This is a genomic window from Gallibacterium melopsittaci, from assembly GCF_042433085.1.
Taxonomy (GTDB): domain Bacteria; phylum Pseudomonadota; class Gammaproteobacteria; order Enterobacterales; family Pasteurellaceae; genus Gallibacterium; species Gallibacterium melopsittaci.
In genome coordinates, this window is sequence record NZ_JBHLWA010000014.1 from 48542 (window position 1) to 70184 (window position 21643).

Below are 21643 nucleotides of genomic sequence, written 5' to 3' on the forward strand. Positions count from 1 at the left end.
TAGCCTACTTAGTAATTCCATATTGACGCAATTTATTTGCAATCGCTGTATGTGAAATACCCAAATGTTGGGCTAATTTTCGTGTACTTGGATACTGTGCATAAAACTTCTGTAAAATTGCCGATTCAAAATGTTTTAGTATCTCATCTAAAGTTGCTCCCTCAAATTGATCCAAACTAAAATTACTAATAAAACGATCTTGTAAATGTAAATCTGCGATCGAAAGCTGCCCATTCTCAGCTAATGAACAAGCACGATAAAGGGCGTTATACAATTCACGCACATTTCCACCCCAAGCATATTTTTGCAAAAAGGCAATAAAGTCCTCACCATAATGTGGTTGCGGAATCATAAGTTGAATTGCGATTTGTTGCACAAATTGTGCAACTAACCCTGGAATATCTTCTTGTCGTTCACGCAATGGAGGAATTGTTAACGCAAGTACATTTAAACGATGATATAAATCTTCACGTAATTTGCCTTGCTCAACATAGGTGGATAACGGTTCTTGTGTGGTACAAATAACTCGCACATTAACATAATGCTCCTGTTCTTCACCAACACGGCGGAATGTTCCGTCATTTAAAAATCGCAATAATTTTGCCTGCATTGGCAAAGATAATTCAGCAATATTATCTAATAACACCGTTCCTTGATTTGCATATTCAAAAAAACCAATACTTTTACGCTCATTTGTATGATAGCCAAACATTTCTGCTTCAGTATCTTCTGGCGGTAACCCTGCACAATTTACCGCAATAAATTTTTGTTCACGACGTTGGCTTAAATAGTGGCAAGCCTTAGCAATAAACTCTTTCCCCGTTCCTGTTTCACCTTGAATTAATAATGGGGCATCAGAAAACGCAAATTTTTTCGCAAGTTCTACTACTTCTGCCATTTTTTTACTTTTAGCAACTACTTCACTAAAGGTATTACTGTGGTAAGCATTAAATTTTTGTGGATCAATTCGTAACATTTCAAAAGATTGTAATGTCACGACACTACCGATCAATGTTTGCACCGAGTCTTGAAAGGTCAATGGTAATAAATCAAGTCGCCATGGTTGCTCATCTAATTCAAGATTGTGTGAAAATGCTGTTGAGAGGTGACGTTGCTGTGATTGTTGTAAAAACGTTTGATACCAACTCGCTTGTTGCAATATCGGTAAAACATCAACTAATAAATAATCCTGCAAACTCTTCGCTTTAGGTTTATTTTCTTGTAAGTATGGCAACAATAATTTACAAGCTGGTTGATTAGCAAATTCTATTTTGCCATTAAAATCAATCGACAAAATAGGATGCGGTAATGCTTCAAAAAGAGAGTTTAATTCTATTGCTTTACGTTCATAAGGAAGGAAATCCAGCAGAGAAACATTACTTACACCATCAATATCTCGTAATTTATCAATTAAATATTCTGTTTGAAAATGAGCTATATCCTCAATTTTCAAATAAATTACGCCATTTTGTTTAATTTTCTTTAACTCTATTCCTTCTAGATTTATTTGTTCTGTTGCTAATAAATCTAATACCTCTTTTGCGACACCAATCCGATCCACACAATCTATTGCAAAACGCATAGCCAGTATCTCCTTAAATATAATTCAACATCTCTGACTTGAACTTAGGGGCTGCCCTATTGTTGACACTGCGCTATCATACCGTGTGCTTGTATAGAAATAAAGACAGCGTAAAGAAATCTTTACGACTCTTGAGTGATAACTGGTAATAAATCAGCAATTTTAGTAATTTGATAAGTAGGTTTTATCGCAGTGAGGTTTTCCCTACCATGGTCTAACCAACAAGTATCTAGACCTACATTATTTCCACCTAAAATATCAGATTCTAAGGTATCACCAACGACTAACACCTGTTTACTATCTTGCGGACTAGCAAGTTCTAATGCGTGATGAAAAAATTGTGGATTCGGTTTTGATACGCCAATTTCTTCAGATACCACCACAAATTCAAAATAGTCTTTTAGTCCAGTTTTATGTAAACGTAATTGCTGCATTGCGGTAAATCCGTTAGTAATAATCGCCAATTTAGCTCTATCTTTAAGTTGTTGTAATAAATCAACTACACCATCTAATGGGCGACATACTTCTGCCATAGATAATAAAAAACCATGATTTAACTCTGCTGGTTTAACAGATAACTTTTTACCCCATTCAGAAAAACGGCTTTCCTGCAATGTTTTCGCATCAATCTTGCCATCTTGGTATGCTACCCATAATGGTTTATTTACTTGTTGATATTGAATAAAATCCTCTTGGGTAAAATCGACATTATAATTGGCAAATAATTGCTTTAACCCTGCAAAAGAGTCAAATGAGAATAATGTTTCATCCGCATCAAATAAAATCCAGTTATATTTCATTTTTCTCTCTATCCAACATCATTTGTAACGCTTCGGTTGTAGTACAACCTTTTATTTTTTCAAATAATACTTCGGCCTCAGCATAATATTTGAGTAAAAATCTTAACCACTGCTTGATTCTTGCCAAATGATAAAAACCACTATCCCATTGGTTTTCGACTCGACTATAATCCGCCAATATCGCAATAATCGTGGACCAAGCAATAGGTTCTTCTTGGTACTTAATGACATTACTTAAATTTGGAATTTGTAATGCACCTCGTGCAACCATCAAATCTTCACACCCCGTTATTGCTAAACACGTTTGTGCATCTCGCCAACTAAAAATTTCGCCATTAGCAATCACTGGTATTGATAAAAATTGGCGAATTTCACCAATTTTTTCCCAATCAATTCGATCAGCACGATAACCTTCCATTTTAGTTCGCCCATGCACTGAAATTTCATCTGCTCCACCTTGTTGCACTGCATCGGCAATCTCCAAAGCAAAAGTTTTCTCATTCCAACCAAGTCGAATTTTAACACTTAACGTTTCATCTACTCCAATCGCATCACGAATTGCTTTAGTTGCCTGATAAATCAACTCGGGTTGTTTTAACAGACTTGCTCCACCACAACTCCCATTAACAGTTTTAGACGGACACCCACAATTTAAATCAATACCATGCGAACCTAACTCAATCGCTAGATTCGCATTTTCTGCTAACCATTCTGGGGATTGTCCTAATAACTGAACACGAACTGGCGTACCACTATCGGTATAACCTTGTTGATGTAATTCTGGACAAAGTCGATAATAAACTTTTTTGGGTAAGCATTGATTAACAACACGAACAAATTCTGAAACACAAAAATCATATGTATTAAACGTTGTTAATAGTTGGCGCATAAAAGGATCAAGTACGCCCTGCATTGGAGCAAGAATTATACGCATTTTTTATCTGGTCTATAACAATAAAATAAAATCAATGCCGTAATAGCACCTAATGTATCTGCCAACATATCTTTTTGTGCATCCCAAACATCACCTTGTGATCCTAAAAAAGCAATCCCTGCTTCACCACCTTCTTGTACTGCGTATTGCCACTCAATAATTTCATAAGCAGCAGCTACGCTCATAATAGAAAACAGACCAAATAAGCCTGCGGTAATCACATTTGCCCAACCTTTTCGAACCAGTAATTCAGCAATAGGGAAACTATAAAAACCAATGATGCAATGGGCTACACGGTCAAAATGGTTTCGTCCTTCACCTAACCAACCAGATAATAATTCACTTCCCCATACAAAAGGAACACGTTCAAAAGTATAGTGTGCCCCAATCGTATGCATAATTAGCCAACCACTCATCAAAATATATGCAAATACACTAAATTGGAATTTAGGATAAGTTAAGATCAATATCACGAATACAGCAATGACAGGTATCATCTCTGCAATCCAAACATCTTGTGAATAAGGTTCAATAAATAACCAAATCATCAATCCAATGATAAATATTGCTAATACTATTGGTGAAATGGATGACAATTTCATTATTTTTTCCAACCTTTCACTTTACAGATCAAATCATATGCTGCTTGAATTTGTTGTGCTTTTTCTTTCGCTATTTCCATCATCTCCTCAGGTAATCCTTTAGCAACTAATTTATCTGGATGATGTTCATTCATTAATTTACGATAAGCACGTTTTACTACCTCACGCTCATCACTTGCAGAGACACCTAATACACGATAAGCATCTTCCAATGTTGGTCCAGATGAATTTTGTCTTGCCCCCTGATAACCACCAGAATGTTGTTGATAACCTTGTTGTTGATATTGTTGATACTGGTAGTGAAAGCCTCCACCTTGTGAGAATTGGCGTGCGGCATAAATCATTGCTAACATTTGCTCAAATTGGAATGATGAGTAGCCTAATTCCTCTGCCACAATAAATAGAATCTCTTTTTCATTTGGATGTAACTCTTGATCGCTTAATGCAACTTGAATTTGAATTTCAAGGAACATTCGCAATAAATCACTACGGCCACCACAACCAATACGAAACTCTTTAATCGCTTGACGAATAGGGAAATCCGCTGCTTTCCCTCGAGTAAACGCCTCTTGTGCCTGTTTACGCTGATCAACACTAAGCTGCATACGATCCATAATCGAATTAGCAAGATCAATATCCTCTGCCGTAACACGTCCTTTGGATTTACTTAAATGCCCCATCACTGCAAAAGTAGTTTGCATAAATAATGATTGGCGTGATACCCGATGACCAAATAATGAAGAACCTACATTACCTAATTCATATAATTTTTTGTCGGCAAGATGCCCTAAAATGCAACCAAAAATTGCACCAAAAAATCCACCAAATTTAAAACCAACAATGACACCAATTAATTTTCCAATAAAATTCATACTTTTCCTTTTTGCATTTTTGCTAGGTCAAGAAGTCAATTATTCTACTCCACAATCAATGTACGTGGAATGGAGCTACCTCTCAGATTTTCATGATATGAAGCTACACTATCCGAAAAATAAATAAAAATTAAGTGTAATAGAAGAAAATTAGAACTTTTATAGTGGGTGTAATTTTCTTGAAACCTTACTATATTCACAGCAATTAACGGACAACATTTCGTCTTTTCTAAGAACTAATTGTCCTTGTCGCAATAAAACATTTACCGCACTTAATCGTATTCCTTAAATAGTGCTGAAATTTCTTCTTGTGAAAAACCTCGAGAATATAAATAACGCCACATTTTTTGCTTATTTTTCAGATCTTTTTCCGCTGCATAATGTGGAAATTTCTTACTTAGTGTCTGTCTTGCCAATGCAAACCAATCAATCTCATTTTGTGCAAGCGTATGCTGCAAGATGTCATTTTGAATCCCCTTTTGCTGCATTTCTTGCTTAATTCGCTGTAAGCCATAACCTTTTTGTACACGAGATAAAAGAAAATGTTCACAAAAACGTAAATCACTCTGCCAATTTTTTGCTTGGCACGTTGCAATCACATCTTCAATTTCTTGTTCTGAAAATGCTTTTGCTTGCAGCTTACAACGTAATTCATATTCACTGTAATCACGAATAGCAAGAAGTTTAAGAACATAAGCAAGTGCAAGATTATTATTCATAATTTAAAAATGTATTAACTTGAATAAGGTTTATTATCTTTAATCTATTGTGAGCAAAAAATTCTTAATTAGATTGATAATGGATTTAAGAACTAGACCGACATTTTATTTACATCGATCTTATAAAAATATAGGTCGGATTTTTTGAACCCGACCTATATCACTTAGATGTTTATTCACTAAAATCTAGTGCATCATCATCTTGTGTATCTGTTTCATCAGCCACTAATAACTGATCTGGATTGGATAAGAGTTCTTCACGCAATTTACGCTCTAACTCGTTTGCAACTTCTGGATGTTCTGCTAACCATTTCATTGCATTTGTACGACCTTGACCAATTTTTTCATCATTAATTGAGTACCATGCTCCAGATTTATTCACTAATTTATGTTTCACACCTAACTCAATTAATTCACCCGTTTTTGAAATTCCTTCGCCATAAAGAATTTGGAATTCTGCTTGTCTGAAAGGTGCAGCAACTTTATTTTTAACAACCTTCACACGGGTTTCACTACCAATAACCTCATCACCATCCGTAATTGAACCAGTACGGCGAATATCTAAACGTACAGACGCATAGAATTTTAATGCATTACCACCTGTTGTTGTTTCTGGATTTCCAAACATTACTCCAATCTTCATACGAATTTGGTTAATGAAAACAACTAAACAGTTTGCTGATTTAATATGTCCTGTCAATTTACGCAATGCCTGTGACATCAAACGGGCTTGTAATCCCATATGAGAATCACCCATATCACCTTCAATTTCTGCTTTTGGCGTTAATGCTGCAACAGAGTCAATAATAATCACATCTACTGCACCAGAACGCACCAACGCATCACAAATTTCTAATGCTTGCTCACCATGATCTGGTTGTGACACCAATAATGACTGAACATCTACACCTAATTTAGAAGCATAAATTGGATCTAATGCGTGTTCTGCATCAATAAATGCACAAGTCTTACCTTGTTTTTGTGCTTGAGCAATGACCGATAAGGTTAATGTTGTTTTACCTGAAGACTCTGGCCCAAAAATCTCCACAATACGTCCCATTGGTAAACCACCGATTCCCAATGCGACATCTAATCCTAAAGAACCTGTTGAAATTGCTTCAACATCTAGCGTCTGTGTATCACCAAGACGCATAATAGAACCTTTACCAAATTGTTTTTCAATTTGACCTAATGCTGCAGCCAATGCTTTCTCTTTTTCTTCATTCATTCCAAAATCTTTCATTTTCATTGCCTTTGTTATGATTTATAGGGGAATTATCGGTGGCTATTATACTGTATAATTATACAGTATCAAGTACTTTATTCTGCATAGATAAAATTTTGCGATCTCGTTTCCAAATTCAGATCAAGATTTAATAATCTACAACTAATTTAGTTAATCCTCCTCTTGGTAACTTTCGATTTCTATCATCATCTTTTATACTATCGGTCGCACTCAAGCAAGGATACATTATGATAACTCAAGATAGCGATCTCTCTTCTTATACCCCAATGATGCAGCAATATCTCCAAATAAAAGCAGAATATCCAAATATTTTGCTGTTTTATCGTATGGGGGATTTTTATGAATTATTTTTTGAAGATGCTAAACGTGCTTCTGCATTATTAGATATATCTCTGACTAAACGTGGTCGTTCTGCTGGTGAACCTATTCCAATGGCAGGCGTGCCTTATCATGCAGTTGAAGGCTATTTAGCAAAACTTGTGCAATTAGGGGAATCCGTTGCCATTTGTGAACAAATTGGCGATCCTGCTACTACAAAAGGCCCTGTTGAAAGACAAATCGTCCGTATCGTTACTCCTGGTACCGTCAGCGATGAAGCATTATTACCAGAACGCCAAGATAACTTAATTGCTTGTATCTATTATGAAAAGAAAACTTTTGCACTAGCCACATTAGATATGAGTTCTGGTCGTTTTCAAATCAGCGAACATCATGATGAAACCAGTATTACTGCCGAATTACAACGTTTATTGCCAGTAGAAATTTTATACCCTGAAGATTTCGCCTTTATGTCGTTAATTGAACAACACAAAGGCTTACGCCGCCGTCCAGTTTGGGAATTTGAATTAGTTACTGCAATAAAACTTCTTAATAAACAATTTGGTACTCAAGATCTAAAAGGCTTTGGTGTAGAAAAAGCATTAGTCGCACTTTGTGCTGCTGGTTGCTTGTTGCAATATGCAAAAGAAACTCAGCGAACTGCTTTGCCACATATCAATTCGATTTCATTAGCACAAGAAAGTGATTTCATTATTATTGATGTCGCCTCTCGACGTAATTTAGAACTCACACAAAATTTATCTGGCGGTACTGAAAACACACTCGCTGCGATTCTTGATCACTGTAATACACCAATGGGAAGTCGTTTATTAAAACGTTGGATTCATCAGCCTTTACGCCAAAGTGAAAAATTATTAAAACGCCAAAATGCGGTTAAGCGATTATTAGATACTGATGTATATAGTGAACTTAAGCCCTTACTCCAACAACTTGGTGATATGGAACGGATTCTTGCGCGAGTCGCATTGCGTTCAGCTAGACCACGCGATCTAACGCGATTACGTCATGGCTTAGCACAAATTCCCGAAATCATTGCTCTACTAAAACAACAAAACCAGGGACAATTTGCTTTATTACTATCGCAAATAAAAGATTTTACGGAATTATACCAACTACTTAATCGAGCTATTATTGAAATACCACCATTGCTGATTCGTGATGGCGGTGTGATTGCCCCTGGTTATAATGCAGAATTAGATGAATGGCGAGATTTAGCAACTGGTGCGACACAATTTCTTGAAAATCTTGAGGCAAGAGAACGCCAAGCAACAGGCATTGATTCACTAAAAATCGGTTTTAATGCTGTACATGGTTACTACATTCAAATCAGTCGAGGTCAAGCGGATAAAGCGCCTGCACATTATACTCGTCGCCAAACGTTAAAAAATGCAGAACGTTTTATCATTCCAGAATTAAAAAATCATGAAGATAAAGTCTTAAAAGCACAAGGTGCAGCACTTGCTTTAGAAAAACAGCTTTATGAAGAGTTATTCGAAATACTATTGCCTCATCTAGCCGATTTACAACAAACCAGTTTAGCCTTAGCGGAATTAGATGTATTAGCGAACCTTGCTGAACGTGCCGAAACCTTAAATTATGTTGCACCAACTTTTAGTCATAAAATCGAGATTAATATTCAAGGCGGTCGTCATCCTGTGGTGGAAACCGTATTGCAGCAACCTTTTATCGCTAACCCATTACAACTCAACCAACAACGCCATTTATTGATTATTACTGGGCCAAATATGGGTGGTAAAAGCACTTATATGCGCCAAACGGCGTTAATTACCTTAATGGCCTATATCGGCAGTTTTGTTCCTGCTGATTCTGCTGTAATTGGTCCTATCGACCGTATTTTCACCCGTATTGGTGCATCTGATGACTTAGCTTCAGGACGTTCTACCTTTATGGTCGAAATGAGTGAAATGGCAAATATTCTGCATCAGGCAACTGCCAATAGTTTAGTATTAATTGATGAAATTGGACGAGGCACATCAACTTACGATGGGCTATCCTTAGCTTGGGCTTGTGCTGAATGGCTAGCAACAGAATTAGGTTCATTAACGCTATTTGCCACCCATTATTTTGAATTAACTGCACTGCCAGCACAATTATCAGGCTGTATGAATATTCATCTTGACGCCAAAGAACATGGTGATACGATTGCATTTATGCACGCCGTTCAAGATGGTGCAGCAAGCAAAAGTTATGGTTTAGCAGTAGCACAATTAGCTGGCGTTCCTCGCCCAGTTATCCAGCTAGCTAAACAAAAACTGAAACAACTAGAAACCTTATCGCAGCAATATTCACAAACCAATCAACAACCAGAATTGGATTTTTCATCTGAACCAGAAACAGATTTACGAACAAACGCCATTCTGCAAAAATTGGCTAGTTTAGATCCTGATGACTTAACGCCAAAACAAGCTCTTGCTGCGTTATATCAGTTAAAACAAATACAGCAATCATAAATAACAAATACATAGGGAGTTCTTATGCCAGTAAATTTACGCCAACGTCATTTCTTACGCTTATTAGATTTTACCCCGCAAGAAATTCAGTTTTTGCTTGATTTATCCGCTGAACTAAAAAAAGCCAAATATGCTGGCACAGAACAACCTCGCTTAAAAGGGAAAAATATTGCCTTAATTTTTGAAAAAACCTCAACTCGTACTCGTTGTGCATTTGAAGTCAGTGCTTTTGATCAAGGTGCAAATGTTTCATATATTGGACCAAGTGGTTCACAAATTGGGCATAAAGAGAGTATGAAAGATACCGCTCGTGTCTTAGGCAGAATGTATGATGCGATTCAATATCGTGGTTATGGACAAGAGCTGGTCGAAACGCTAGCTCAATACTCTGGTGTACCAGTATGGAATGGGTTAACTGATGAATTCCATCCAACACAAATTTTAGCTGACTTTTTAACTATGTTGGAGCATGGTAAAGGCAAGCGCTTAGATCAAATGAAAATGGCTTACTTAGGTGATGCCCGCAACAATATGGGGAACTCTTTTGTTGAAGGTGCCGCATTAATGGGCTTAGATTTACGTTTAGTCGCGCCAAAACAATTCTTCCCAGAACAAAAATTATTAGATGAGGTCGCTGATATTGCCAAACAGACAGGGGCAAAAATTACCTGCACCGAAGATATTGCGGCTGGCGTGAAAGATGTAGATTTTATTTATACCGATATTTGGGTTTCAATGGGTGAACCAGAAAGTGCTTGGGCGGAACGTATCGAGCTAATGAAACCTTATCAAGTCAATACTGAGTTAATGGCATTAACAGGTAATCCAAATGTGAAATTTATGCACTGTTTGCCATCTTTCCACGATGAACACACCACCGTTGGTAAGGAAATTGCCGCTAAATATGGCTTAAAAGGATTAGAGGTTACAGATGAGGTATTTGAATCACCAGCCTCTATTGTTTTTGACGAAGCAGAAAATCGTATGCACACCATCAAAGCGGTGATGGTTGCCACCTTGGCTTAAATTCATAACATAACTATTTTTCAATCTAAAAAAGGAATAACTATGACTAAAATTATTCATACAGAAAAAGCACCGGCCGCAATCGGACCTTATGTTCAAGCTGTCGATTTAGGAAATTTAGTGCTTACTTCTGGACAAATCCCAGTTAATCCAGCAACAGGTGAAATTCCAAGTGATATTGTGGTGCAAACTCGCCAATCCTTAGAAAATATCAAAGCGATTGTAGAACAAGCTGGTTTAAAAGTAGCAGATATTGTTAAAACAACTGTATTTGTTAAAGATCTTAATCAATTCGCAACGGTAAATGCGGAATATGAACGTTTCTTCAAAGAGAACAATCATCCAACATTTCCTGCTCGTTCTTGCGTAGAAGTGGCTCGTTTACCAAAAGATGTCGGCATTGAGATTGAAGCAATTGCAGTAAGAAAATAATTTTTATAACGAACAGTTTTCGATGCTTTCCGCTGTTTGGAAAGCATTTTTTATTATCAAAAAAGGAGTGTCTTTATGGAAAATTTTACTCTTCATCTACCAACAAAAGTGTTATTTGGTAAAGGTCAAATTGCCGCTATCAAACAACAAATCCCTACTGGGGCAAAAATTTTAATGACTTATGGTGGGGGAAGTATCAAGAAAAATGGTGTGTATGATCAGGTTATTACTGCCTTAAAAGATTTTGAAATTATAGAGTTTTCTGGCATTGAACCTAACCCACAATTCAATACCTTGATGCAAGCTGTGGAATTAGCTCGCAAAGAAAAAGTTACTTTCTTACTGGCTGTCGGTGGCGGTTCTGTCTTAGACGGTACGAAATTTATTGCAGCAGCCATTAATCACATTGGTGATGAATGGGAAATTGTAAAAAGCCACGGGCAAGTGATAAAAAGTGCATTACCAATCGGGGCAATTTTAACTTTACCTGCAACTGGATCAGAAATGAACGGCAACGCAGTGGTTAGTCGTAAAGAAACGCAAGATAAACTTGGTTTCTTCTCACTGCTCGTTAAACCACAATTTTCCGTTCTCGATCCAACAACAACGTATTCATTACCAGCAAAACAAACAGCAAATGGTGTTGTTGATGCGTTCGTACATACTTTTGAACAATATATGACTTATCCTGTTAATGCGAAAATTCAGGATCGCTTTGCAGAAGGCGTTTTCTCAACATTAATTGAAGAAGGCCCAAAAGCCTTAGTAGAACCAGAAAATTATGATGTGCGAGCTAATATTATGTGGGCAGCAACAATGGCATTGAATGGTATTTTAGGCGTTGGCGTACCACAAGACTGGGCATCGCACGCTATCGGACATGAACTTACTGCACAATATGGCTTAGATCATGGGCAAACCTTAGCGATTGTTGTACCTGCGATTATGTGGCATCAACGTGAATTCAAAAAAGCAAAATTAATCCAATTTGCTCAACGTGTTTGGGGTTATCAAGGTAGTGATGAAACTGAAGGCGTAAAAATTGCGATTGAAAAAACCCGTGCATTCTTTGAACAAATGGGTACGCCAACTCGCCTATCTGCTTATGGTATTGATGATAGCCAATTCCCAACGGTATTGAAGAAACTTGCTGAACATCGTAGTGAAAATATCGGTGAACACAAAAATATCGATAATGCTGCAGCAGAAGAAATTTTACGTTTAGCACTTTAAGGCAAAATTAAGCCCCATAATAATGGGGCTTATCTGATCATATTCATCAATTATTAAAGTTTTTTCATCTCATCGGCAACCATTTCAGCTTCTGGTCCAAGAATCACTTGTAATGCATTGTCACCTAATTTGATATTGCCTTTTGAACCTAATGCTTTCAATTTATTTTCATCAATCTTATTACGATCAACGAGAATTAAACGTAAGCGAGTAATACAAGCATCAATTTCTTTAATATTTGCTTGTCCACCTAAGGCTGCAACAAAGCTCTTCGCACGAGCAACTTTAGCCTCTGCACTAATTTGCGGTTCGCTTGAAGTTGAAACTGTTGCATCATCTTTTTCATTATCACGTCCTGGTGTTTTTAAATCAAAGGCTTTGATAACAGCACGGAATAACACATAGTAAATACCTGCAAATACAATACCTTGAAGAATTAACATATACCATTGGGTTGCTAATGGGTTGCGTGAAGATAATACAAGGTCAACTAGCCCTGCACTAAATCCAAAACCTGCAATCCAATGTAGGCTTGCTGCAAGGAATACAGATACCCCTGTTAACAAGGCATGAATGAGATAAAGTACTGGTGCAACAAACATAAAGGAGAATTCTAATGGTTCAGTTACCCCAGTGAAGAAAGAGGATAATGCAGCAGCAAACATAATCGAACCAACCATCGCTTTCTTCGCTGGTTTTGCACTATGGTAAATCGCTAATGCTGCAGCTGGTAAACCAAACATCATAATTGGGAAGAAGCCTGCTTGATACATACCAGTTTGACCTAAGATAGCCTTACCTTCTGCTAAAGATTTCGCTCCACCTAAGAAGTTAGGAATATCATTAATACCCGCCACGTCAAACCAGAATACTGAGTTGAGTGCATGATGTAAGCCAACTGGAATTAATAAACGGTTAAAGAAAGCGTAAATACCTGCTCCAACAGCACCTAAACCTTGAATGGACTCCCCAAAACTTACTAAACCATTGAAAATCACTGGCCATACATAAAGGAGAATAAATGAGACTAAAATCATCACAAAAGAAACGACAATTGGCACTAAACGTTTACCACTAAAGAATGCCAATGCTTGGTGCAATTCTACTTTAGAGAAACGGTTATACAGTTCGGCAGAAATAATTCCCACTAAAATACCAATAAATTGGTTATTAATTTTGCCAAATGCCGCAGGGACTTGATCAACTGGAATACCTTTTAATTGAGCTACTGCTCCTGGTGAAAGTAAAGTCGTTACCACTAAATAACCCACTAAACCAGATAATGCTGCAGAACCATGTTTGTCTTTAGAAAGACCAAATGCCACACCAACTGCAAAGAGCAATGACATATTATCAATAATCGCAGCACCAGATTTAATTAGTAATGATGCTAAGGCACTGTTACTACCCCAACCATCTGGGTCAATCCAATAACCAATACCCATTAAAATAGCTGCTGCTGGTAGTGCCGCAACTGGCACCATCAAGGCACGCCCTATTTTTTGTAAATAAGAGAGAGTACTCATAATAAAATCCTTACTTGTTGTGTTTGATAGAAGGGAAACTAAGATTTATTAACCGATAGGTAGTATAGAAAGAGGAAAAGTATAAGTAAAACAAAGATTACAATATTTGTGATAATGATCACTTTAAAATTTTTTAAAAAATGAAGTGATACTTCATTATAAATATTTGCTTTCCCTATAAAAAATTTGTAACTAAGCGATTCTAGTCTTTCACAATGTCTCAAAAGTATCGATTTTTTAACAGCAACAAAATTTAAGAAATCACATTATCAGTCTCGAAAAAACAGGAGCAGTCCCCTGTCGAAAATATGGTGCAATATATTGATTCTCATATTGATAATGTATCGTTGAAAAATTTATCCAAACAGTTTCACTATCACCCCAACTATATTTCCAACCTACTGGCAAAAACGTTAAATAAAACATTTTCGGGAATTGTGCTAGAGCAACGAATACAGCGAGCAGTGGCTTTGTTGCAAGGTTCAACATTACCAGTTAGTGAAATCGCAGACTTACTGGGTTATAGCAACAGCAGCAATTTTTACAAGGCGTTCCGAGAGTATTTTCAGATGTCGCCGAGAGAATGGCAGATGCGTCAGGATAAACGAACGGATAGATTTTAATGAAAAATTTTGAGGTTGGTATCAGCGTGCCAACCTCAATAGAAAAATGTTGTAAGTCTTTTATATCAACATCAAACGGCTTGCACAATTTTGGAAAAATCCATATCCATCGGACGAATAAACGACCATGTTGAATGAATAACACGCCAAACACCGTCTTCTTCTTTTTGAAAAAGCTCAATACAATTATATTTCATATCAATTAAGGTCGTGTCGGCATACAATTCATATGTCAATAATGCCATATCTTGTCCAAATTGAATGCGCGGATTGACAAATTCATAGCTGTCTGCAAACAGTTTGCCTTCAATCGTATCCAAAAATTCACAAATTTGACCATGTTCATCAATACGATGAAGTTGCGCACCATCGCAATAAGAAAAATTTTTCTGTGACCATAACTTCCGATAACCCGAAGTTTGACCTTGAAACCAAAGATCCAGTGCTTCACGTTCAAGTGCGATAAGATGTTCTGCTAATGCTTGTTGCTCGGGCGTATAATGTTGCGCGTGTGTGGTTGCTATCGTCGATAGTGTCATCTTAACCTCAATTCACTAAATAATTAGCCAGTTTATAACAAATGGTTTGTTTGGTATAGCGGTTGACGGAAAAATAAATCACTAACCTTACCCGTCTTCCAACTACTTTGCATAAAGCCTATCTATTACATCAAGTAATTTCCCAGCATGAATTTTTGCTTGTTCGATAACTGCATTTTTCACCGTTTCAGAACTGAAATTGGGAAGATACATCATGTCAAAAGAATAAACAGGATCTTGATAATCCATTCCACAATATAGGGCAGTTTGGCGTAATGCAGGCAGAAAATCTGGTATGGGATAATTCATTTCGCCATCATAGCGATATGCTTCGGCGGAACCACCTATCGTAAATGATAGGATTAACTTCTTATTTTTTAACCGATTTCCAGTTGAACCATAGGCAAACCCATGTAGAAAAACTTGGTCAAGCCAGACTTTCATCAATCCTGGCAATGAATACCAATAGAACGGAAATTGCCAAATGATAATGTCTGCCTGCATTAACGCAGCTTGTTCAGCAGCAACATCTATTCGATAATTCGCACAGGATTTATCCAAATATCGAACTTGAATATCTGAACGATTTGCCAATACAGTATCAATAATCGTTTTATTCGCCAACGATTGATTTAAATCAGGGTGTCCTGAAATCAGCAAGATATTTTGCATGACCTATTCCTCAATATGTTGATGTATCTCTGCATATTGTACATCACTCACCGGCTCCAACCATTCCGTGCTTGCGCCGTCTTTCGGTACCATAATCGCGATATGGGAAAACCAGCTGTCTTTAGCCGCACCATGCCAATGCTTTACTTCTGCCGGAACATCAATCACATCACCTGCTTGCATCATTTGTGCAGGTTCGCCCCACGCTTGATACCAGCCTTTACCAGCAACACAAATCAATAACTGGCGTTGTCCGTGATGAATATGCCAATGATTACGGCAACTTGGCTCAAAAGTAACGTTATGTGCAACGCAATCACCATTAGCGAGCGGCGCGAGATAACTTTGTCCTGTGAAATATTGTGCATAAGCGGTATTCGGTTCGCCAATCGGAAAGTCTGCCTGAAAAGGTCTGTTTTCCGATTGGTCGTTTGTCCAAATTTCTTTTGCCAATCGAAACGCCGCCCATGCTTTTGGCCAACCGGCATAAAAACCAATTTGGGTCAAAATTTCGGCGATTTCGCTACGAGTAATGCCGTTATTTTTGGCGGTTTGCAGGTGATAACGCAAAGAATCATCGGTAATGCCTTGGCTAATCAGCGCGGTAATGGTTAAAAAACTTCTATCGCGTAAACTCAACTGCTTCGTTCTGCTCCAGACTTCGCCGAATAATACATCATCATTCAACCGAGCAAATGTCGGCGCAAATTCACCTAATTGATCCCTGCCAGCGGTTTGTTTGATTTTATTCATTTTTTTGTCCTTAAACTTCCGGTTTCCAACCTGCCAACCATTCCACACGTTCGGGATTACGATGGTCAAAAAACAAACTTTGTTGCGTATCCAAAGCGGCGATTTTCACCATGTCTTTGGCGTCCAATTCAAAATCAAAAATGGCAACATTTTCCGCCATGCGTTCGGCGTGCACGGTTTTTGCCAGTGACGCAATATTGCGTTGATACAGCCAACGGAGTACCACTTGTCCGACGGTTTTTCCATATTTTTTAGCAATTTCTGCCAATACCGGCTGTTCAAATAAATTGTTGCGCCCTTCGGCAAACGGCGCCCACGCCTGCACCGCAACATCATGACTTTGCATCCACGCCGCATCGTACACACGTTGATGGAACGGATTGACTTCGATTTGATTCACCATCGGCGCCATGCGGTTAAACGCCGTCAAATCCGCCACACGGTCGGGATGAAAATTGCTCACACCAATCGCGCGAATTTTGCCGGCCTCGTACAATTTCTCAATCGCACGCCACGCGCCATGCACGTCGCCATAAGGCTGATGAATCAAATACAAATCGACATAATCCATTTGCAAACGGTTCAGGGAGCGTTCAAATTGCGCTTTTGCTCCCTCATAACTCGCGCCTGTAATCCATAATTTTGTGTTAATAAACAACGATTTACGTTCAATACCGTGTTCCCGAATCGCTTGCCCGACTTCGCGTTCATTTTGATAAACTGCCGCCGTGTCGATTAAACGATAACCGGCATCTAAAGCTGCCTGAACCGATTGTTTGCATTGTTCTGGGGCGACTTGATACACGCCAAAGCCGACCAACGGCATTTCGACACCGTTCGATAAGGTAATGGTTTTATTCATGATTTTGTCCTCATTCATCATCGCATTATGGTTTCATTATAGACAGCTTGATTATTCGGATAAATGTGGCAAAATGAAAAGAACTTGTGAATTTAATTCAATAATTGCACGAAAAACATGGAAAATCTCAACGACTTACGCATTTTTCTTTGCGTCGCCGAACAAAACAGTTTTACCAATGCCGCGGCACGTTTGGGCGTTTCACCGTCCGCCGTCAGCCACGCCATTCGCGGTTTGGAAAATCGTTTGGGCGTGCGCTTGTTACATCGTAGTACCCGCAGCGTTTCCCTGACCCATGCCGGCGAACGTTTGCGGGCAGATTTAACGCCGTTAATGCAAGACATTCACCAAGCAATCAACAACTTAGCCGAATACCACGGCAGTTTGCGCGGCAGCTTGCGCATCAACGGCACAGAAAGCGCATTTTTCTGTTTATGGCATAAATTACAACGCTTTATGGATCAATATCCCGAAGTCAAATTGGAATTAACCTCCGAAATTCGCTTTGTCGATATTGTGGCAGAACGTTTCGATATGGGTATCCGCTTGGGCGAAGATGTCTCTAAAGATATGATTGCCGTGAGAATTTCGCCCGATATGCCGATGGCAGTCGTCAGCAGCCCTGACTATTTTGTCCGACATGGTAAACCCGAAACGCCAGCCGATTTAATCCATCATCAAACCATTGCCTTACGCCTACCGACACACGGTGGTTTGTTAGCTTGGGAATTTCGTGATAAAAATCATTCAGATAAAATTATTAAGGTACAGCCAAATGATAGGTTTGTTACCAACACCACAGCCTTATTTTCTCAACTGGCAACCAGCGGACGTGGCTTAATTTGGACCATGTTGGAACACGTCAAAGACGATATCCAATCGGGAAGATTAGTCGAAGTATTGCAAGATTGGCGCATGGTCTATCAAGGCTATCATCTCTATTATCCTAATCGCCGTACCAATGATGCATTGTTTTCGGCATTTGTGGAAACCATGCGGTATGAGGGAGAGGAGTAGTGTTTGTAACACTACTCAATATTTTGTACTTGTTCTCTCATCTGTTCAATTAGTACTTTCAATGTTACTGCTGAATTCGTCACTTCAGTATTAATTGACTTAGAGGCTAAGGTATTTGATTCTCGATTTAGCTCTTGCATCATAAAGTCCAAACGGCGACCGACCACACCACCTTTATGTAAAATATCTTTTGTTTCTTTAATGTGCATTTCTAAACGATCAAGCTCTTCTGCCACATCAACACGTTGTGCTAACAGAATCATCTCTTGCTCTAAACGGGTTGGATCGAATTGTAGTTGTACCTCTTCAAAACGTTGTAATAAACGTTCACGTTGCCATTGTAGAACCTCTGGCATTTTTTGGCGTACAAAACTTACTTCATTTTGAATACCATCAAGGCGTGACAAAATTGCTTCTGACAATTTTTCACCTTCTCTAGCTCGCATCGCAATAAAATCCGTTAATAAGGTATTAAAGCCTTGCAAAATTTGTTGATTAATTTCATCAAGATCTACACTTGGATCATCCACCACACCTGGATAACGTAATACATCAATCGGATTAATTTCCCCTTCATTTAACTGAGTTTTAATCCAACGTAATGAATCAATAACTTGTGTCGCTAAGGTTTGATTAAGTGTTAAACCTGTGGTGTTATGGCTTAACTCAACTCGTAAATTACACTCTATTTTTCCTCGAGAAAGGCGTTGGCGTAGGATTTCACGCAAATTATTTTCTAAACCACGAAATTGCTCTGGTAAACGAAAAAAAGTTTCTAAATATCGTTGATTAACAGAACGAATTTCCCAAACTGCACTCCCCCATTCTGCTTGAATTTCTTGGCGTGCAAATGCCGTCATACTATAAATCATTGCTAAAACTTCTCTTTAAAATTCATCAAATTACAAAATCATCTTCACTAAATGATCGGCTTTAATCCGTTCAAAACGGCGTAATACACGTTGTGCTGGTGCAGGATAATTGCTCGGTTTCTCGAGCTGTTGGTAGCTACTCAAAATGGTAGTATGTGTTCGGATTAATGCTAATTCCGTACAGTTTTTTTCCGTTAATTTATGATCAGGATCGTGAATCAATAAGCCATTTTCCGCATCTAAACGCCAAGCTCGAGGATTAAGATTATTACCAGTTAGCAACACATAATTGTCATCAACCCAAACGCCTTTCAGATGATAGCTATTTTCGCCATCTTTCCATAAACGAACTGTTAATTGTTGATTATCAATAAACTCCGCAAAACGTTTAGTAAATTGACGCAAGTTTTTCTCATACAAATATGGCAACGCACCTGCTAATTTGAATGGTTCTGATGGTGGAATATAGAAATCATTGGCAGTTTTATCCCCCACAATAATTTCTACTTTTTTCCCCTCATGCAACAAAGTGCGAATTCGATGTTGTAACGAACGAGGAAAATTAAAATAAGGCGTACAGATTGTTAATTTTTTCTGTGTAACAACAAATAATGCTTCAATCGCTTTATTTAATAAATTATTTTTACCTAAGCCAAATAATGGCGTGATCGTCATCTTATCCGCTGCTAAACGTTGTGTAGTACGATAATGATATTTACCACTTAACGCTAAATTTTTACGGAATGCACGAATCGTTGGACGTAATTCACGAGTAGATTTACGTGCTTGATCTAAGCGATTTACCGCTGAAATATCGTTTAAATGTTGTTGAATAAAATCAACTAAACAATTCGCTAATTGTGGATGAGTAATTGCTTGATAGCGATCATAACGATAACGATCTTGCTGATGTAAATAAACATTATTGATGCTCGCTCCGCTATACAACACCGTATCATCAAACACAAAACCCTTAATATGCAATACCCCAAAAATTTCACGGGTATTAATCGGTACACCATAAAAAATCACGTCATCAATGCCATATTTTTGACGCATTTCTGCATACCAATCCGCATTACTACTACCTTGTTCTTCGCCAATTCGCCCACGCTGTGCACGATGCCAATCTACAAAAATTTTCACATCTAAATTTGGATGTTTTTGCTTAGCTTGATAGATTGCTTCGAGGATTTCTTGACCAGCCTCATCTTTTTCCCAATAGAGGGCTGTAATATAGACTCGCTTTTCAACTTGTTGAATTAATTGAATAATTTTTTGTTTAAACGCTTTTGCTGAAGGAAGAATCTCAACTTGCTCTTCATTTAAATCAAATGCTGGTAAACGAGATAACCTTCTTTTAGCACGTTCTAATCTTGATAGTAACATAACTTCATCATGGTTATGCAGCTCCCCCAACGGAACTGCTTTTATATGAAATGCTTAAGTTTACAATTAATTGTTAATATATCTCAACTGTTTCAGTTATAATGTGCGAAATTTTCCTATTGACCAATCTAGATACAATCCAATGAATAAAAAACCAACTTTCCAAGAAAATAAATTTCGTGCAAACAATCAAGATAAACGCCAATCTAAACCACAACAACCTCGCTTTTCAGATACTCCCCGTCGTGAAAGATCTATTGAAAAAACATCAATTTGGGGAGGTCAACAACAACTTACTGCTCGTAAAGCTAATCAAGCACAAGGTGCAGTCAATGTTCGCATTAAATCTTCTGCAAATATAGTAAAAGAGAAAAAAACAGGACCGCTTTCCCCTCGTGCTCCTGAAAAAATCCGTCAAAATCGTGCTGAAGAAGTGAAAGTTTATGGTGAATTAGCTTGCTTAACCTTATTTGAGCATCGCCCACAAGATATTGTACGTTTATGGGTAACACAAGAATTAAGCAAAAAAGCAGGCGAAATGATGAGTTATCTCGCCAATAATAAAAAAGCCTATCATGTAGTTAAAAATGATGAAATGCAACGTGTTACAGGGACTGAACACCACGGCGGAATCTGTTTATTAGTGAAGAAACGCCCACCTCTCAGTTTAAGTGGTTATTTAACGATTCCACGCCAACGAGATTGTATCGTGTTATTAGATGGTGTCGGTAATGCAGCAAATATTGGTGGCGTACTCAAAACCTTAGCATTTTATGGTGTACAAAATGTCATTACCGACAATATTGATCTTGTACAAAGCCCAGCATCAATGCGTGTGGCTGAAGGGGGTATTGAGTTTTTACGTTTATTTGAAACTGAACATCCAACATTGGCGATTGATCAACTACAACAAGCTGGTTATCAGATTGTACGTGCAAGTTTAGCCAAACAAGCTACGCCATTAGATCAAGCCACATTTGCCGATAAAGTCGCTTTAGTGTTATCAGAAAATATGTGGAAAGAACTTGATCCTAACGCAACGAATATCTCACTTTCTCGTTCAAATCAACTCGCCTCAGGCTTAAATATTGCCGTTGCAGCGGGTGTTTTATTAGCGAAGTGGTATTTTTAGTT

The 21643-nt window shown here is 38.0% G+C and carries 21 protein-coding genes and 2 pseudogenes; 8 read left to right on the plus strand and 15 right to left on the minus strand.

Features of this window, described 5'->3' with window-relative positions:
* Positions 1–4 precede the first annotated feature (4 nt).
* From ACFFHT_RS03665 to recA, 8 genes and pseudogenes are all read right to left on the minus strand, one after another.
* Positions 5–976 carry a sigma 54-interacting transcriptional regulator gene (locus ACFFHT_RS03665; RefSeq protein WP_382373656.1) on the minus strand — a complete coding sequence of 324 codons (972 nt, stop codon included), beginning with the start codon at positions 974–976 and terminating at the stop codon, positions 5–7.
* Positions 977–1246: 270 nt separating this feature from the next.
* Positions 1247–1582, minus strand: a pseudogene (locus tag ACFFHT_RS03670) (ACT domain-containing protein); the annotation flags it as partial.
* A gap of 122 nt (positions 1583–1704) precedes the next feature.
* The gene (gene yjjG / locus ACFFHT_RS03675) at positions 1705–2382 is read right to left on the minus strand and encodes a pyrimidine 5'-nucleotidase (protein ID WP_382373573.1); all 678 of its coding nucleotides are present in this window, start codon (positions 2380–2382) and stop codon (positions 1705–1707) included.
* Positions 2372–3316, minus strand: coding sequence for a tRNA dihydrouridine(16) synthase DusC (dusC, locus tag ACFFHT_RS03680; protein ID WP_382373575.1), 945 nt, complete (start codon positions 3314–3316; stop codon positions 2372–2374). Before dusC ends, yjjG begins: the two co-directional genes overlap by 11 nt.
* Entirely contained in the window at positions 3307–3918 is a 612-nt protein-coding gene (locus ACFFHT_RS03685; protein WP_382373577.1) for a DUF2238 domain-containing protein, read from the minus strand. The genes dusC and ACFFHT_RS03685 overlap by 10 nt, the downstream gene beginning before the upstream one ends.
* On the minus strand, positions 3918–4790 hold the full coding sequence (gene djlA / locus ACFFHT_RS03690) for a co-chaperone DjlA (protein ID WP_382373579.1): 873 nt from the start codon (positions 4788–4790) through the stop codon (positions 3918–3920). The genes ACFFHT_RS03685 and djlA overlap by 1 nt, the downstream gene beginning before the upstream one ends.
* A gap of 272 nt (positions 4791–5062) precedes the next feature.
* Complete coding sequence (gene recX / locus ACFFHT_RS03695; RefSeq protein WP_382373581.1) at positions 5063–5509, minus strand: recombination regulator RecX; 447 nt, start codon at positions 5507–5509, stop codon at positions 5063–5065.
* A gap of 172 nt (positions 5510–5681) precedes the next feature.
* Positions 5682–6737, minus strand: a complete 1056-nt coding sequence (recA, locus tag ACFFHT_RS03700; protein WP_382373658.1) for a recombinase RecA — start codon at positions 6735–6737, stop codon at positions 5682–5684.
* Positions 6738–6982: 245 nt separating this feature from the next.
* Between recA and mutS the strand changes: the two genes are divergently transcribed.
* The 4 genes from mutS (at position 6983) to ACFFHT_RS03720 (ending at position 12256) form a co-directional block, all read left to right on the plus strand.
* Positions 6983–9565 carry a DNA mismatch repair protein MutS gene (gene mutS, locus ACFFHT_RS03705; protein WP_382373583.1) on the plus strand — a complete coding sequence of 861 codons (2583 nt, stop codon included), beginning with the start codon at positions 6983–6985 and terminating at the stop codon, positions 9563–9565.
* Positions 9566–9589: 24 nt separating this feature from the next.
* On the plus strand, positions 9590–10591 hold the full coding sequence (gene argF, locus ACFFHT_RS03710) for an ornithine carbamoyltransferase (RefSeq protein WP_382373585.1): 1002 nt from the start codon (positions 9590–9592) through the stop codon (positions 10589–10591).
* 42 nt (positions 10592–10633) lie between these two features.
* Entirely contained in the window at positions 10634–11023 is a 390-nt protein-coding gene (locus ACFFHT_RS03715; RefSeq protein WP_382373587.1) for a RidA family protein, read from the plus strand.
* Between the two features lie 75 nt (positions 11024–11098).
* The gene (locus tag ACFFHT_RS03720) at positions 11099–12256 is read left to right on the plus strand and encodes an iron-containing alcohol dehydrogenase (RefSeq protein ID WP_382373589.1); all 1158 of its coding nucleotides are present in this window, start codon (positions 11099–11101) and stop codon (positions 12254–12256) included.
* A 53-nt stretch (positions 12257–12309) separates the two neighbouring features.
* On the opposite strand, the gene nagE is transcribed toward ACFFHT_RS03720, so the two are convergent.
* Positions 12310–13782 (minus strand): N-acetylglucosamine-specific PTS transporter subunit IIBC, encoded by a 1473-nt coding sequence (nagE, locus tag ACFFHT_RS03725; protein ID WP_382373591.1) that lies wholly within the window; start codon positions 13780–13782, stop codon positions 12310–12312.
* Positions 13783–14090: 308 nt separating this feature from the next.
* On the opposite strand from nagE, the gene ACFFHT_RS03730 reads away from it, so the two are divergent.
* Positions 14091–14405, plus strand: coding sequence for a helix-turn-helix transcriptional regulator (locus ACFFHT_RS03730; protein ID WP_382373593.1), 315 nt, complete (start codon positions 14091–14093; stop codon positions 14403–14405).
* A 71-nt stretch (positions 14406–14476) separates the two neighbouring features.
* On the opposite strand, the gene ACFFHT_RS03735 is transcribed toward ACFFHT_RS03730, so the two are convergent.
* The 4 genes from ACFFHT_RS03735 to ACFFHT_RS03750 all read right to left on the minus strand — a co-directional run bounded on the left by ACFFHT_RS03735 (position 14477) and on the right by ACFFHT_RS03750 (position 17231).
* The gene (locus ACFFHT_RS03735) at positions 14477–14944 is read right to left on the minus strand and encodes a Cif family virulence factor (RefSeq protein ID WP_382373595.1); all 468 of its coding nucleotides are present in this window, start codon (positions 14942–14944) and stop codon (positions 14477–14479) included.
* Between the two features lie 102 nt (positions 14945–15046).
* Positions 15047–15616 carry an NAD(P)H-dependent oxidoreductase gene (locus ACFFHT_RS03740; protein WP_382373597.1) on the minus strand — a complete coding sequence of 190 codons (570 nt, stop codon included), beginning with the start codon at positions 15614–15616 and terminating at the stop codon, positions 15047–15049.
* Positions 15617–15619: 3 nt separating this feature from the next.
* The gene (locus tag ACFFHT_RS03745; protein WP_382373598.1) at positions 15620–16369 is read right to left on the minus strand and encodes a carboxymuconolactone decarboxylase family protein; all 750 of its coding nucleotides are present in this window, start codon (positions 16367–16369) and stop codon (positions 15620–15622) included.
* A gap of 10 nt (positions 16370–16379) precedes the next feature.
* A complete protein-coding gene (locus ACFFHT_RS03750) occupies positions 16380–17231 on the minus strand; it encodes an aldo/keto reductase (protein WP_382373600.1) in 852 nt (283 codons plus the stop codon).
* A 117-nt stretch (positions 17232–17348) separates the two neighbouring features.
* On the opposite strand from ACFFHT_RS03750, the pseudogene ACFFHT_RS03755 reads away from it, so the two are divergent.
* Both ACFFHT_RS03755 and ACFFHT_RS03760 read left to right on the plus strand, forming a co-directional pair.
* Positions 17349–17525 (plus strand): annotated as a pseudogene (locus ACFFHT_RS03755) (helix-turn-helix domain-containing protein); the annotation flags it as partial.
* A 15-nt stretch (positions 17526–17540) separates the two neighbouring features.
* Complete coding sequence (locus tag ACFFHT_RS03760) at positions 17541–18248, plus strand: LysR substrate-binding domain-containing protein (protein WP_382373660.1); 708 nt, start codon at positions 17541–17543, stop codon at positions 18246–18248.
* 11 nt (positions 18249–18259) lie between these two features.
* On the opposite strand, the gene ACFFHT_RS03765 is transcribed toward ACFFHT_RS03760, so the two are convergent.
* Both ACFFHT_RS03765 and pssA read right to left on the minus strand, forming a co-directional pair.
* Positions 18260–19120 carry a YicC/YloC family endoribonuclease gene (locus tag ACFFHT_RS03765; RefSeq protein WP_382373602.1) on the minus strand — a complete coding sequence of 287 codons (861 nt, stop codon included), beginning with the start codon at positions 19118–19120 and terminating at the stop codon, positions 18260–18262.
* A 30-nt stretch (positions 19121–19150) separates the two neighbouring features.
* Positions 19151–20509: a CDP-diacylglycerol--serine O-phosphatidyltransferase gene (gene pssA / locus ACFFHT_RS03770; RefSeq protein ID WP_382373604.1), complete on the minus strand. Its 1359-nt coding sequence runs from the start codon at positions 20507–20509 to the stop codon at positions 19151–19153.
* A gap of 142 nt (positions 20510–20651) precedes the next feature.
* Between pssA and ACFFHT_RS03775 the strand changes: the two genes are divergently transcribed.
* A complete protein-coding gene (locus tag ACFFHT_RS03775) occupies positions 20652–21641 on the plus strand; it encodes a TrmH family RNA methyltransferase (protein ID WP_382373606.1) in 990 nt (329 codons plus the stop codon).
* Positions 21642–21643: the final 2 nt, after the last annotated feature.